The sequence below is a fragment of the Variovorax sp. OAS795 genome (genome assembly GCF_040546685.1).
Lineage (GTDB): Bacteria > Pseudomonadota > Gammaproteobacteria > Burkholderiales > Burkholderiaceae_C > Variovorax.
Genome location: NZ_JBEPOH010000001.1, coordinates 1,069,008 through 1,082,704, shown reverse-complemented (window position 1 = coordinate 1,082,704; position 13,697 = coordinate 1,069,008). Strand labels below are relative to the sequence as shown.

11 protein-coding genes and 1 pseudogene are annotated in these 13,697 nt (G+C 67.8%); all 12 read right to left on the bottom strand.

What is annotated here, in order from left to right; translation table 11 throughout:
- Positions 1-1,080, bottom strand: a complete 1,080-nt coding sequence (locus tag ABID97_RS05125; protein WP_354397466.1) for a DUF2169 family type VI secretion system accessory protein — start codon at positions 1,078-1,080, stop codon at positions 1-3.
- Between the two features lie 16 nt (positions 1,081-1,096).
- Positions 1,097-1,591: a hypothetical protein gene (locus ABID97_RS05120; RefSeq protein WP_354397465.1), complete on the bottom strand. Its 495-nt coding sequence runs from the start codon at positions 1,589-1,591 to the stop codon at positions 1,097-1,099.
- A gap of 41 nt (positions 1,592-1,632) precedes the next feature.
- On the bottom strand, positions 1,633-2,112 hold the full coding sequence (locus ABID97_RS05115; protein ID WP_354397464.1) for a hypothetical protein: 480 nt from the start codon (positions 2,110-2,112) through the stop codon (positions 1,633-1,635).
- 37 nt (positions 2,113-2,149) lie between these two features.
- A complete protein-coding gene (locus tag ABID97_RS05110) occupies positions 2,150-2,911 on the bottom strand; it encodes a DUF4150 domain-containing protein (RefSeq protein ID WP_354397463.1) in 762 nt (253 codons plus the stop codon).
- A gap of 29 nt (positions 2,912-2,940) precedes the next feature.
- On the bottom strand, positions 2,941-3,411 hold the full coding sequence (locus ABID97_RS05105; RefSeq protein ID WP_354397462.1) for a DUF6484 domain-containing protein: 471 nt from the start codon (positions 3,409-3,411) through the stop codon (positions 2,941-2,943).
- A 10-nt stretch (positions 3,412-3,421) separates the two neighbouring features.
- Complete coding sequence (locus ABID97_RS05100) at positions 3,422-5,824, bottom strand: type VI secretion system Vgr family protein (protein ID WP_354397461.1); 2,403 nt, start codon at positions 5,822-5,824, stop codon at positions 3,422-3,424.
- Positions 5,825-5,867: 43 nt separating this feature from the next.
- Positions 5,868-6,263, bottom strand: coding sequence for a DUF4150 domain-containing protein (locus ABID97_RS05095; protein WP_354397460.1), 396 nt, complete (start codon positions 6,261-6,263; stop codon positions 5,868-5,870).
- Positions 6,264-6,287: 24 nt separating this feature from the next.
- Positions 6,288-6,671, bottom strand: coding sequence for a DUF3540 domain-containing protein (locus ABID97_RS05090; protein WP_354397459.1), 384 nt, complete (start codon positions 6,669-6,671; stop codon positions 6,288-6,290).
- Between the two features lie 79 nt (positions 6,672-6,750).
- Positions 6,751-6,933: pseudogene (locus tag ABID97_RS05085) on the bottom strand (hypothetical protein); the annotation flags it as partial.
- A gap of 44 nt (positions 6,934-6,977) precedes the next feature.
- Positions 6,978-8,030: a pentapeptide repeat-containing protein gene (locus ABID97_RS05080; protein ID WP_354397458.1), complete on the bottom strand. Its 1,053-nt coding sequence runs from the start codon at positions 8,028-8,030 to the stop codon at positions 6,978-6,980.
- Positions 8,027-10,621, bottom strand: a complete 2,595-nt coding sequence (locus ABID97_RS05075; RefSeq protein ID WP_354397457.1) for a DUF2169 domain-containing protein — start codon at positions 10,619-10,621, stop codon at positions 8,027-8,029. Before ABID97_RS05075 ends, ABID97_RS05080 begins: the two co-directional genes overlap by 4 nt.
- Before the next feature lie 19 nt (positions 10,622-10,640).
- Complete coding sequence (locus tag ABID97_RS05070) at positions 10,641-13,679, bottom strand: type VI secretion system Vgr family protein (RefSeq protein ID WP_354397456.1); 3,039 nt, start codon at positions 13,677-13,679, stop codon at positions 10,641-10,643.
- Positions 13,680-13,697: the final 18 nt, after the last annotated feature.

The window sequence follows — 13,697 nt, the reverse complement described above, 5'->3', positions numbered from 1 at the left end:
TCATTCGGCCAGCACCGGTGCGCCGCGGCCGACATGGCGCTTGCCGCGGCGCTGCGCGCGCAGCCACGCGGGCGACACATCGCCGATGACGATCTCGCGCACCAGGCCCAGCCGGCGCAGACCGGTGAGGCAGTGCCGCGCCAGCACGGACACGGTGCGCGCCTCGGCATCCACATACACGGTGTCCACGCGCAGCCGGTGCTGCGAGACGCCGGCCGAGTGCAGCACCGTCGCATCGATCTCCGGGGCCGGCATGCGGAAAGCCCAGAGCCCGTCCGGCGTCAGGTTGGCCAGTTGCACCTGCGCGCCGGCCATCGCATGCGACCATTGCTGGTCGAGCGGTGCGCACTGCGAGAAGCGAGGATCGAGATCGACCGGAGGCAGCGGCCAGCGCGAATCCGTCCAGGCCTTGTCGTAGGTGCCGGCATGGTTCAGGCGCGGCGTCCAGTTCGGCGCGATGGCGCCGAAGCCGGCCACCGGGAATGCGGCGTCGGCCGCGTCCATCTGCTGGCCGAACGGCCCGATGTTGGGCAGGTCGCTGGCGACCGCGGGGTCCGGCGAGCGCGCGCCGCGCCACCCGACGCCAACAGGGTTCCCCAGATGGCAGGCGCTGACAGCGCCCGCGTCGTCGCGCAGGCTGCCGCCGAAGGCGCGTTCATACCGCAGCGGCATGCTCGTGAAAGGCTGCGGCGGCGACGCCCGCGCGCCGGTGAGCCCGGTGCGCTGCCGGTCGCCGGTAACGCTCAGCACCTTGCGCCATTCGCCCGCGCGCACGCCCACGGCCATCTCGGTCACCGGCTCGCCATGCGGCGCATGGGCGCAAGCGTTCACGATGAAGTCGACGGCGGGCTTTGACGCGCTGGCTGCGCTCGCGCGCAGCAGCGACGACTGGCCCGGCACGCCGTGCGGCTCGTCCCCCAGCGGGGGCGGCAGCTGCGAAGGCAGCGGGAACGGCTCGCCCTCCTCATCGAAACCGTAGGTCGCGCACACGAGGATGCAGAAGAACAGCTGTCCCTCCCGGTCCATCAGCAGCATGCATTGCTGCGCGAACGGCGTGGTGTTGAAGATTGCGGGCGACATGCGCGTGCACCGTGCCTCAGGTCCAGCGGCCGGCGCCGTCGAGCCCCACGGGCCAGTACGGCATCGCCGAGAGCAGCTCGGCGGTGGCCATGTCGCCTTCGTCGACCACCCATTGCAGCAGGAAGGACTCGGGCGCGACCGGCGCAGCCTCCCCGGCGTTCAGGGCCGCGCAGGCGAGCCAGTACTTGCGGATGACCGCGACGGTGTTCGGGTCCGAGACCGGACCCGCCGGAAACTCGGCCCAGTTCGCGATGCGCGCCTCCTTGGCCGAGCCCACCTCTTCCTTCAGCGACTCGGTGCGGTAGGCCCACCATTGCTCCGCCTCGTCGAGCACCTTCTTCAACTCCTTGCGGTACCTGGCGTAGAGCGCGCGGTGCGCGGCCGAAGCCTCGCTGCGCGCAGGCGAGGCATGGATGACCACCGCGCCGCTCAGCGCCAGGTCGCGCGGCGCCACAAGCAGCCTCGCAATCCCTTCGTTCATCCCTTCTTCCGTCATGTACTTCGGCTTCATGGCAACTCCTTCATCGGCGCGAACGGCAGCAGAGGCCGCGTTCAGATCCATCGCTCGTTCTTGTCGAGGCCCAGCGGCGTAAAGACGAAGTCGGCCATGAACTCGGCCAGGTCCTCGATCCGGTTCGCAAGCATCTCGATCAGCAGCTCGCGCGGCTCCACCGGGGCTTCGAGGGCATCGAGGTCGGCTTCCTCGTCCTCTTCATCGGTGTCGTCGCGGCCCCAGTCGGACTCGCTGGAGTCGTCCAGGTCCTCTTCATCGTCTTCGTCTTCTTCGGCTTCCTCCGCCGCATCGTTGAGCCGCTGGCATTCCAGCGCGTACTTGCGAAAGACCGCAATCACGAAGGGATGCGACACAGGCCCGAGCGGCCATCGCCAGTCCACGGCCTCCCGGGCCGCCTCCGCATCGGCGCCGGCCTGCATCTCGCCCACCAGCAGGGCCTGCCACCAGGCCTCGGCCACGGCCTTGGCCTGCCGCAATTCGACGACATAGGCGTCGAACAACTCCTTGTAGTCGCTCATCGGCATCTCCTAGTTCCTGGCTGGCCGCGTTCCGGCCCTACTTGATCTTTTGCAGGAAGGCGTTCACACGCGCCGTCCCATGCCGCCTGGACACCGTGCCGCCCTGCTTGCCCGAGCACGGCCGGCAGTGGCCCTTGGACGTGGCGCCCGTGGATTTGGCCCAGTCCTTGAACTTGGCCACCGCATTGCACCCGCCCAGGTACCAGGCGACGATCAGCGGCGGCTGATGGTCCGGCACCGTGGCGTTTCGCCACTTGCATTTCCAGCATTTCTTGCCCGCGATCTTCTTGCGCTGCGCTGCATTGGGCTTGCCCTCCTTGGGGCGCTTGTAGCGGTTCTTGCAGGGCTGGCTTCCATCCCATTTGTGGGACTTCGCCACGCGCACCAGCGCCGCGGGCTCGATGATTCCCACCGGCGGTGTCGCGCAGTTCTGGCCCATCGGGTCGCCATGGCGGCACACGCCCTTTCCCTCGACCTTGACGGTGTGCGACCAGTTGGAGAAAACCGCCTTGCCCTTGGTCTTGTGCGTGACCACGTTGCCGCCCTGCGTGCCGGCTTCATTGCCGGTGCTGGTGCTGACCTCCGAGGCATCCTCGAGCGCAGTCGGCTCTCCGTCGATCAGCACCGAGCGGCTTCCCTTGGACAGGTCGGACGCGCTGCACACGTTCACGTACGGCACAGGCAGCGGCCCGCCCGGCGGTGGCGGCGGCGTCAGGCACACATCGCCAGGCGCAATACCCTTGCCGCCGCTTCCCTTGTGGAAGAGGCCCATGCCCTCTGCGTAGACGGTCAGCGACATCGTGGCAACACCAGTGATCGGTCTCGCGCTCAGTTGAGCTCGATGGAGCCGCCCTTGAGGGCGTTCACGCCGGTGGCGCGGCTCTGCACGAAGTGGCCGTCGATGAGCACCTTGCCCGCACGCGTGAGCGTGATGCTGGCGCTGCCGCACCGAAGCACGATGCGCTCGCGCGCCGACAGCACGAGCCGGTCGCCGTCGGCCTGCGCATGCATGGCGCGGCCCTTGTCGCCTTGCTGCGCCGGCAGCACGCGCCCGAGGACCAGGGGACGATGCGTGTCGCCCCGGTCGAAGGCGACCACCACTTCGCCGCCCACGTCTTCGTCGCCGAGCTGAACGGTGGTGCGCGCGCACAAGGGCGCTGCATCCTCGTCCATGCGCACCCAAGGCCCGGCGCCGGTCAGCGCGACCAGCCGCCCGACCTGCACACCCAGTTGCATCGCGCCGGGTGCATCGCGCGTGGCCGGCATCAGCCGCGCCAGTGCTTCATCACGTCCGCTCATGTCCACTCCTTCAGTTGTGGGTGATCTTGGAGCCCTTGACCACGACGTTGCCCGAGGCCTTGACGTTGACCGAGCCCGAGCCTTCGATCAGGATGTCCTTGCCCCTGATCGTGATGGAGCCGTCCTTCTTCATCACGATGCTTGCGCTGCCCGTGGTCAGCGAGATCTCGTCGCCCGCATCGACCACGAACTTCTTTCCCACGCTGAACGAGTCGTCCTTGTCGATGCTGGCCGAGCGGCCTGCGCCCACGGTCATCGACGCATCGCTTCCCACGTTGACTGCAAGCTTGGCGCCGACCTTGACCACCCGGTTCGCGCCGATGGATTCCGTCTGGTCGGCGCCGATGGTCACGCTCTGGTTCGCCCCCACGTTGATCGTCTGGCTCGCCCCCACGGTCACCGCCTGCATCGCCCCTACCGTGATCTCTTGCGCAGCGCCTACCGTGATGGTCTCGTTGATCCCCACCGAATGCGTGCGCTGCAGCGCCACTGTCGCCGTCTCGCTCGCGCCCACCGTGATCGAGCGGTTCTGGCCGATCGAGATCGTCTCGTTCAGGTCCACCGTCTCCGTGCGGTTCTGGTGGATGGTGATGGTCTCGTTCTTGTCCACGGTTTCGGTGCGCTGCCCGTGCACGGTGATGGTCTCGTTGTTGTCGACCGTCTCGGTCCGGTCATGCTTGACGTGCGTGGTCTCGTCGTGGTCGATGGTCTTGGCGCGGTCGTGGCCGACCCAGTGCGTCTCGTCGTTCTCGACCTCGATGTCCTGGTTCTTCTCGGCATGCAGGTACACCTGCTCCGAACCCTTCTTGTCCTCGAAGCGGAACTCGTTGCAGTTGGAAGCGCTGCCCTTGGGCGTGGAACGCGTGCGGAAGCCGCTCTGCGTGTGGGAGCCGAAGGGAATCGGCTGGTCGTCGTTGTAGACGCGGCCCACGATGATCGGGCGGTCGGGGTCGCCGTTCAGGAAATCGACGATCACTTCCTGCCCGATGCGCGGAATGAAGTAGCCGCCCCATCCCTTGCCGGCCCAGGGCTGCGACACGCGCACCCAGCAGGTCGACTTCTCGTCGCTCTTGTCGTAGCGGTCCCAGTGGAAGTGCACCTTCACGCGGCCGAAGTCGTCGGCGTGGATCTCTTCGCCGGCCGGCCCCACCACGATGGCCGACTGCGGGCCCGGCATCACGACGCGCGGCGTGAGCCGGGGCGGGTGGAACGGCACGTCGACCGGAATGGCGGTCAGGAGGAAGGCGCTGGTGCCCTGCGGCCCGGTGCGCAGCGCAGGCGCATCGGCAATCAGCGCTTCCAGCGCCGGCAACGCCTCCGCGTTCACCGCGTCGTCGGCCAGCGCCTCGCGCAGCGCGCGCTCCGGCGTCGCCGACGGCAGGTCGTGCGTGAGGCTCTCGTAGCCGGGGTGGCTCGCCACGAAGGTGCATGCCGCAATGATGTAGTCGCCGTCGCGCGTGCCGTCGGGGTCGTCCTGGAACGTGAAGCTGCGTCCCGCGGCCACGTCGGGCCACGTGGTGAGGGCCCAGTGGCGCTGGCGCCGTGCGCCGATCTCCTCGCCGCGCAGCTTGCCCTTGTCGTCCGCGTCGGCGCCCGAGAAGTAGCCGCCCGCGTATTCGAAGGCCTCGAACTCGGCCAGCTCGTGCTTGTCGGGTTCTCCGCCCGCGGCTTCGAGCTTCTTCTTGATGGCCTTGAAGTCGCTGTCCTGGGAGGCGTACTTTCCGGTGTCGAACTGGCGCGCGCTGACCCAGCGGGAGATCTCGTTGTGGCGTGCCTCGCTCGCGTCGCCGGCCACATGGCGCAAGGTGCCCTCCACCGGCAGCTTGTCGTGCGCGATGTCGCTCGCGTCCGACAGATGCATGGTGCCCGGCGCATCGTGCGCATCGAACCAGTAGTAGATGCCTTCGTCCTCGAGCAGCCGCGACAGGAACTGGTAGTCGCTCTCCTGGTGCTGCACGCAGTAGCGCCGCGGGTTGTGCGTACCGATGACGTTGTCGGCCTTGGTCTTCTTGAAGCGCTTGATCGGGCTGTCCTCGAACACCGCATCGAGCACCTCGAGCACCTTCTTGTCCTGCAGGATGCGCGAGTTGCTGCGCTTGGTGAGCAGCCAGAACCACGAGCGCAGGCCGATGCGGTATTCGAAGTGCCGCCCCACGTGGCCCGTGCGCTCGAAGCGCACCGCATGGCCTTGGCAATGGCGTTCGTGCAGGCCGCCTTCGGCATCCTGGAATCCGATCACCACGTCGAAGGCGCGGCCGAGGATGTCCTTGGCGTCGAGCGCACGGTTCTTCGACAGCACGGTGAGTTCGTAGGTCGACGGGCGCGCCAGCGCCTCGTGGCCGACGATGCGCCAGAACATCAGCTCGCCGTTGGTGGGCGAATCGCTTTCGATACGGAACTCGTGATCGGCCATGAATGGCTTTCTCCCGTGGCCGGCGCATGGCGCCGGCGTTTCTCTAGGGCGCGAGCAAAAGAACGAGCGGCTGGCTGGGCACCGTGCGCACGCCCGGGCAGTTGGTGCTGTTCTGCAGCGAAACGCTGGTGAGCCGCGTGGCGGGCATGCCGTTCCACAGCACCGTGAAGGCGCCGGTGAGATGGCGGCTCGGTCCCATCACGGTGCCCGATGCGACGCCCAGCAGCACGCCGGAGTTGTCGCCATTGGTCATCGGGATCGACGTGCCGAGGTTGTGTGCCGGTGCGCCCATGACCAGGATCGTGGGGCAGTTCGGGATCGCCATCGGCCCCATGGCGATGTTAGGGTACGGCACCGGAATCGGGGATGGCGCGGCGGGCGTGATGCAGACATCGGGAAAGCCCATGTCGGTGCCCATCAGCTGGCAGTTGGCGAACATGCTGTGCTCCGCTTCTTTCTTCTTTCAGCCGAAATGGATCTGCGCGCCGCGTGCCTTGATGAGCTCGCGGCCGTTCACCAGCGTGTGCTCGCCTTCGAGGCGCAGCAGCTGCTTCGCTTCGCACTCGAGGTGCGTGGCGGCCACGCGGTCGATGCCGTCGGTGGTGCGCAGGTAGTGCTTGCTGAAGTGCTGCACCCGGTCCATCACCGACGACAGCACCGACCCCACGAGCTTGAAGCTGGTCGCAACGACGCTGAGCTGGCGTCCCACGATGTCGGCGGTGTCCGTGGCCACGCGCGTCTTCTGCGTGGCGACTTCGAGTTCGTCCGACTGCACGGCGACGCGCGCCGCCGCCAGTTCGAGCGCGCCGCCTTCCACGGCGATGCGCATGTGGCTGGGGCAGCTCACGACATTGGGCGTGCCCTTCCTCGCGCTGCAGCACCGCCATGATCCAGACCTCGTCGGGCGCGATGCGCAGGCACGCCACGCTATCCCCGGCTGCGGGCTCGAGGAGGCAGCTCGCGGCGCGCGTGGCACGAAGCCGCAGGTCGCCGCTCCTCACGACCGATGCGCCCGAGCCGTCGTCGCCCAGGACGCCCACGCACCATTCGCCGGTGATGGCTCTCCCGGCGCGAGGCTTGCGCACTTGCGCGGGATCGGACTTCTTCATCGTTGCGTTCATGGTGTGTTCCCTTGTCGGTTCGTTCGTTGCGTTCAGGCGGCCTGGGGCTGCCAGCGCTCGGACTCCAGCAGGTCCAGGTCGGATTCGATGGCGCGCGCGCGGTCGCTCATCTGCGCGTTCTCGGTGTTCGCCCCGTGCAGCACGGCGCGCAGCATCGTGGCGCGGCGCAGGTCGGCCGCAGTGAGGTCGGCATGCCGGAAGTCGGCGTAGGTCAGCTCGGCGCCGGTGAAGTTGGCGGCTTGCAACTTCGCGCCCGCGAAGTGCGTCTGGAACAGGTCGCAGCCGCTGAAGTCGGCACCGGGCAACGCCGCATCCGTGAAGATCGCCTGGCGCAGGCGGGCGCCGGAAAAATCGACACCCTTGCCCGTGGCCGCGCAGAAGATCGTCAACGGTGCGATGGCCCCGGCGAACTTCGCACCATCGAGGTTGGCACCCTGGAAGCTGCATTGCTGCAGCATGATGCCGCTGAAGTTCGCGCCGCTGAGGTCGGCCGACGAGAACTGGCAGCCGTCGAGCTTCATGCCCTCGAAAGACATGCCCTTGAGCGAGGTCTTGAAGAACACGTTGCGGTGCATGCGAGCGCCCGTCCATGTCAGGTGGGAGAGATCGCATTCGTTGACCGTGGTGTATTGCCAGCTGGTGTCGTCGGCGCACACGTCGAGCAGCACCGACTGGCTGATCACCGCGGCGTCGAGCCGGGCGCCGCGCAGCACGGCGTGGTCGAGCTTGCAGCGCGCCACGGTGGCCATCGTCATGGCCGTCTGCGCCATCTGTGCATGGGTCAGGTCGCATTCGGTGAACACGGCACCGTGCAGGTTGGCGTCTCGCAAGTCCACGTGGTCGAGCTTGCAGCGGTTGAAGACGGCCTTGCGCAGGTTGGCGCCGGAAGCGATGGCGCCGCGCAGGTCGCACTGGTCGAAGACGGTCTCGCGAAGATCGGCGCTCCGGAAGTCGGCTTCTGCAAAGTTGATGCGCGAGAAGATGCCGCCACCGAGCGACAACCCGGCGTAGCGTCCCTTGGGCATGTCGAGCCCTTCCAGCGTCTCGCCCACGCTGACGGCAATGGCCAACAGATGGGGACTCATGCGACCGCCTGCTGTTCTGGCGTGAGCCGCGGCCAGGTGCGCGCGCGCTTGAGCAAGGCGCCGTCGAATCGGGTCGACCCGTCCAGCCGCACCCGGCCAAGGTCGGCGCCGAAGAGATTGCTGCGCCGCAGGTCGGCCCCGCGCAGGTCCGCCGACTGGAAGATGGCGCCGCTGAAGTCCACGCCGGACAGCAGGGCGTTGGTGCAGACCGCCTTGCGCATCAGCGCTCCCTTGGCGCTTGCAAGACGCAGGTCGGCCCCTTGGAGCCCCGCTTCGCAGAGGTTGGCCCCATCGAGCACCGCACGCACCAGCCTGGCGCCGCGCATGTCGGACGCACCGAAGTTGAAATTGCGCAGGTTGGCCTGGCTCATGTCCGCCGCGGCCAGGCTGGAACCCTTGACCGCCACGGCGCCGGTGCATTGCGCTGCCATCATCCGCGCGCCGTCGAGCTTGCTGGTCGCGAAGGTCGCGTTCTCCAGTTTGGCGCCATGCATGTCGACGCCCGAGAGGTCCGACTCGATGAAGTTGCAGACGGACAGGTCCGCCTCCGGCCAGCGCATGCCCTTGAGATCGAGCTTGTAGAAGACCTGCCCGCTGAGCGTGGCGCCGGTCCAGTCGGCGTCGCCCCAGGTGGTCTCCAGCAGATTGGCTTTGGCGAAGTTCGCGTGGCGCATCTGCGTGCCGGCAAATGCGCAGCGCATCAGCACCGCGTCGGAAAAATCCGACCCGTCGAAGACACCGCGTGCCAGCACCGCCTTGCCAAGGTTGGCCTTGCTGAAACGGGCACCGAAGGCGATCACGCCTTCGAGATTGGCATGGGCCAGCACGGCACCCGCGAGGTTGGCACCGGAGAGGTTGGCATTGCGCAAGTCCGCGCTTTCGAGCCACGCGCCTTCGAAGTTCACTTCCCGCAGATCGAGTCCGGAAAAATCGGCGCCGGTGAAATCGATGCCCGCAAAGAACTTGATGCCGGCCGCCACCGCGCGCGCCATTTCGTCCCGCAGCTTGGCGGCCTCGCCGGCCGGCATGGCAAAGGCCGGCGGCTGCATGTGCGCGGACTGGAGATATCCCGCGCGATGCGCGTCCTCGATGCGGCACAGCTTCGGGAAGAGCGGCGCGAGGTCGAGCGGCCGGGTGCCCACGGCCAGTTGCGCGCGCATCTCGGCCATGTGCCTGTCCGGGTCGTACCTGGGTGGGCCGCGGTGCTGCGCCTTCGCGATATCGATCTTGTGCGCCTCCGACATCGCCATCGCCCGCTCGATGGCCGTCACGGCGTCCTCGACCGCCGCCCACTGCTGGGCCTCGGCTTCCTTCATCTTCTTCTCGAGGTAGGGCGGCAGCTCGTCGCCGACCGGTACCTTTTCGCGCGGAGGCATGCGGATGCCCAATGCGTCCGGGTCCTTGCCCATGGCGATGACTTTCTCGCGCGCGAACGCGACGTCCATCTCGGCGCGGCGGTATTGGGCCTCGCCTTGCAGGCCTTGCGTGCCGAAGGGCGCCTTCGCGGCTTCCACATCCGGATCGAGCGTGCTCACGCCTTCCGGCAGCAGGTCGCTGTCGACGATGGCGTAGATCGGGCCCATCTTCGGATCGGCGCGCTTGGCGGCGGCATCGAGGTAGTGGGCATCTGGCCGCACCTCGCCGGCCCGCTCGACCGCGCCCATGAGACTGACCACGTCGGAGCCATCGTCCGTGCCGACCTCCGCCAGTCCCTGGAAGATCGCAATGCAGCGCTCCGCATGCGGGAAGAACCACACGGTGGTCAGCCGCAGCGGAACCTCGCGCACCTTGGGCTCGCCGGCCACCATCCTGTAGCCTACGAAAACACGTGCACGCATGCCCGGCAGCCGGCCTTCGATCATGCGCTTCTCGGGGTGCATGTTCTCGAACGAGAAGGGCTCGTCGCCGGCGAGCGGGCCGCCCATCCACTGATCGGCCGGCGCAAGATTGAAGTAGCGCCAGTCGGTGTCCGGGGCGAAACCCGGTGCGTGCTGCTTCAGGTAGTCGGCGTCGTAGGTGCCGCGGTATTGCACGCGCTGCGGATGCATCAGGTCCAGCGCACCCATGCCGGCCGGCGCAATGGCCTGGTCGGGCCGCAGCAGGCGGTCGTGCGGCAGTTCAATGTTCGGCAGCCACGCCACGCCATCGATCTTCTGGCGGCCGCGGCCGCCGGTGTTGGACGGGAAGTCCGCTCCGCCGTAGGCCCTGGACCAGTCCAGCGGCATCTCCGCGAACGGCTGGGCCGGGCTCGGCCGCGCGCCGTCCCAGTGGCGGTCACCCAGCACGAGCAGCGTCTTTTCCTTCGTGCCGAAGCGGGCCCGCACGGCACAGCCATTGGGGCGATCGGGCGGCGGAAACGCCTTGCCGTGCACCAGGAATTCGGGCGTGAGCTTGGCCACGCCTTCGTCGATCAGCGGCTGGGCCATCTCCTTGGAAAGAAAGGACCACATGGACTGTTCGGCCCACAGCGTGCCGCGCTCGCCCTGCGCGAATGGCAGGTGCAGGCAGGCGCTGATGCTCAGGCCGAAGCGCTTGCGGAACTCGATGGGGCGCGTCGACAGGCCGAGCGCCTGGGGTTTCAGGACTTGCATGGTCGCTCGATGACGTTCTCTATTCCGAGTCGTCGTTCGGCGGCACACCGCCGTCCAGCGAATCGGAAGGTGGCGGTGGCGGTGGCGGTGGCGGTGGCGGTGGCGGTGCCGGCGGCGGCGGCGGTGGCGGTGCCGGCGGCGGCGGCGGTGGCGGTGGCGGTGGTGGCGGCGGTGGCGCAGGTGGCGAGGGGCTCCACTCCTGCGTCGGTTCTGCCGGTGCGCCCACACCGGACGGCGGTGGTGGTGGCGGCGGTGGCGGCGGCGGCGCCGCGCTGCCGTCCGAATTGACAGACTCGTCGGCCGCGAGGCGTTCTCCGCCGGTCCCGATGCCGGCGGCGCCGAGCCCGCCGACGATCAGTTCGCCGGCGGCGATCGCGACCGTCCCGATCACCGGGACGCTGCCGATCACACCTTCCATGCGCCGGTTGCGCGTGATGCCGGCGAGCGACCTCAGCCGCCCCGCGAGTCCCGGCAGGTGCGCAGCATCGGCTTCATTGGCTGCGTTCTCGAGTGCATTGGCGGCATCGGCATATTGCTTGAACGTTGCGGCGAGGTCCGCATCGGCGCTGGCCAGGCCCGCGACCGCGCCAAGCGCGCCGGCCACCGCGGCACCGCCGGCGCCCCCGGCGCCCGCGCCCGGCGTGAAGGTGTGCAGCGCCGCCTGTTCCACGTCCATCGGGAAAGCCTGGATCTCGGGCGCCACGCCGGACGACAGCTTGACCCCCAGTGCGGTGTCGATCGCCACGCCGCCGAAATTGGAGATCGCGATGGCGAGCGCGTTGTCGATGCTCATGCCCATGAAGGTCGAGCGCGCAATGCCCAGGTTGGCTTCGCTGTTGGTGCCGATGTAGCCGCTCGTGTTGGGCCCGAGGATCGTCGTGTTGGATCCGACCGAGGTGGCATCGATGCTTCCCACCGCCATCATCTCGATGCCGGTGTTGCTCATCAGCTTGATCTTGTTGGCCATCAGGTGCAGCGGCCCGGTGGGCACCGTGATGTACTTGGAGCTTGCCCCCGTGACCATCCAGTCGATGTGGCCGGCCTCGAAGCTCATGTTCGCGGCCTTGTAGGTCAGGTTGCCGCTGACGGTGACCGTCTGGTTGCCGATGACGGTGCGGGTCTCGCCGGCGCGCGAGGTGTCGGTGCGCGCGCCCGTCACGTCGGTCTTGTGGGTGCCGCCCACCGTGAGCGAATCGTTCGCATCGACGAAGGTGTCGCGGTTGCCCACCACCTGGTTGTTCTGCTTGCCCTTGACCGTGTTCTTCTGGTCGACCGCCACCATGTTGGTGTCGTTGCGCGTCACCGTGCTCTTGCGGTCGCGGTCCACGTGGTTCGTCTGGTCGCGCTTGACGGTGACCGACTGGTCGCGGTCCACGGTCGTCGAATCGTCCAGCTCCACGCTGCGGCTCATGTTCCGCTCGGCGTGGATGTTGATGTTCTCCTCGCCCTTCTTGTCCTCGAACATGATCTCGTTGTAGTTCGAGGAGCCGCCGCCCGGCGTGGAGCGGGTCTTGAAGCCGCTTTGCGAGGGCGACTTGTACGGAATCGGCTGGTCGTCGTTGTAGACGCGGCCCACGATGATCGGGCGGTCCGGGTCGCCGTTCAGGAAGTCGACGATCACTTCCTGCCCGATGCGCGGGATGAAGTAGCCGCCCCACCCCTTGCCGGCCCAGGGCTGCGACACGCGCACCCAGCAGGTCGACTTCTCGTTGCTCTCGTCGTAGCGGTCCCAGTGGAAGTGCACCTTCACGCGGCCATGGTCGTCCACGTGGTACTCGTCGCCCTTGGGGCCCACCACGATGGCGATCTGCGGGCCGGGCATGGTCACGCGCGGCGTGAGGCGCGGCGCGCGGTACGGCCGGTCCACCGGGATCACGGTCAGGAGGAACGCACTGGTTCCGGGCTGCGCGGTGTGCAGCGTGGGCGTGCTTGCGATCAGCTCTTCGAGCACCTGCAGCGTGTCGGCGTTCACCGCATCGTCGTGCAGCGCCTCGGAAAGCGCCGTGTAGATCGGCTGCTCGACGGCGCTGCCCGCCACGCTTTCGTAGCCGGGGTGGCTGGCCATGAAGGTGCAGGCGGCGATGATGTAGTCGCCGTCGCGCGCGCCGTCCGGGTCGCCTTCGAACTTGAAGCTGCGTCCCGCGGCCACGTCGGGCCAGTTGGTCAGCGCCCAATGGCGGTCGCGGTGCGCGTTGAGTTCGTCGCCGCGCAGCTTGGCGCGGTTCTCGGCATCGTCGCCCGTGAAGTAGCCACCGGGAAACTCGAACACCTCGAGGCCGGCGAGCTCGTGGTCGTCGGACACGTCGATGGCCGCGCCCAGCTTCTTCTTGATGGCCTTGAAATCGCTGTCGCGCGAATCCTGCTTGCCGGTATGGAAGTGGCGTGCGCTGACCCAGCGCGAAATCTCGTTGTAGCGCGCCTCGCTCGCATCGGTTCCCGCATGGCGCAGCGTGCCCTCCACGGGCAGCTTCTCGTGCGCCATGTCGCTCGCGTCGGACAGATGCATGGTGCCCGGCGCATCGTGCGCGTCGAACCAGTAGTAGATGCCTTCGTCCTCGAGCAGCCGCGAGATGAACTGGTAGTCGCTCTCCTGGTGCTGCACGCAATAGCGCCGCGGGTTGTGCGTGCCGATCACGTTGTCGGCCTTGGTCTTCTTGAAGCGCTTGATCGGGCTGTCCTCGAACACCGCATCGATCACGTCGAGCACCGGCTTTTCCTGCAGGATGCGCGAGTTGGCGCGCTTGGTGAGCAGCCAGAACCACGAGCGCAGCGTGATGCGGTACTCGAAGTGGCGGCCCACGTGCCCCGCGCGAACGAAGCGCACGGCATGGCCCTGGCAGTGCCGCTCGTGCATGCCACCGTCCTTGTCCTGGAACTCGATGACCACGTCGAAGGCCCGCCCGAGAATGTCCTTGGCGTCCAGCGCCCTGTTCTTCGACAGCACCGTGAGCTCGTAGGCCGAAGGCCGCGCGAGCGCCTCGTGGCCGACGATGCGCCAGAACATCAGCTCCTTGTTCGCCGGTGAATCGCTCTCGATGCGGAACTCGTGGTCAGCCATGTCGGGTGTCTCTGGGTG

Bases quoted from the DNA above. Each gene is read 5' to 3' on its own strand.
- ABID97_RS05125 (WP_354397466.1), bottom strand. From the start codon at position 1,080: ATGTCGCCCGCAATCTTCAACACCACGCCGTTCGCGCAGCAATGCATG.
- ABID97_RS05120 (WP_354397465.1), bottom strand. From the start codon at position 1,591: ATGAAGCCGAAGTACATGACGGAAGAAGGGATGAACGAAGGGATTGCG.
- ABID97_RS05115 (WP_354397464.1), bottom strand. From the start codon at position 2,112: ATGAGCGACTACAAGGAGTTGTTCGACGCCTATGTCGTCGAATTGCGG.
- ABID97_RS05110 (WP_354397463.1), bottom strand. From the start codon at position 2,911: ATGTCGCTGACCGTCTACGCAGAGGGCATGGGCCTCTTCCACAAGGGA.
- ABID97_RS05105 (WP_354397462.1), bottom strand. From the start codon at position 3,411: ATGAGCGGACGTGATGAAGCACTGGCGCGGCTGATGCCGGCCACGCGC.
- ABID97_RS05100 (WP_354397461.1), bottom strand. From the start codon at position 5,824: ATGGCCGATCACGAGTTCCGTATCGAAAGCGATTCGCCCACCAACGGC.
- ABID97_RS05095 (WP_354397460.1), bottom strand. From the start codon at position 6,263: ATGTTCGCCAACTGCCAGCTGATGGGCACCGACATGGGCTTTCCCGAT.
- ABID97_RS05080 (WP_354397458.1), bottom strand. From the start codon at position 8,030: ATGAGTCCCCATCTGTTGGCCATTGCCGTCAGCGTGGGCGAGACGCTG.
- ABID97_RS05075 (WP_354397457.1), bottom strand. From the start codon at position 10,621: ATGCAAGTCCTGAAACCCCAGGCGCTCGGCCTGTCGACGCGCCCCATC.
- ABID97_RS05070 (WP_354397456.1), bottom strand. From the start codon at position 13,679: ATGGCTGACCACGAGTTCCGCATCGAGAGCGATTCACCGGCGAACAAG.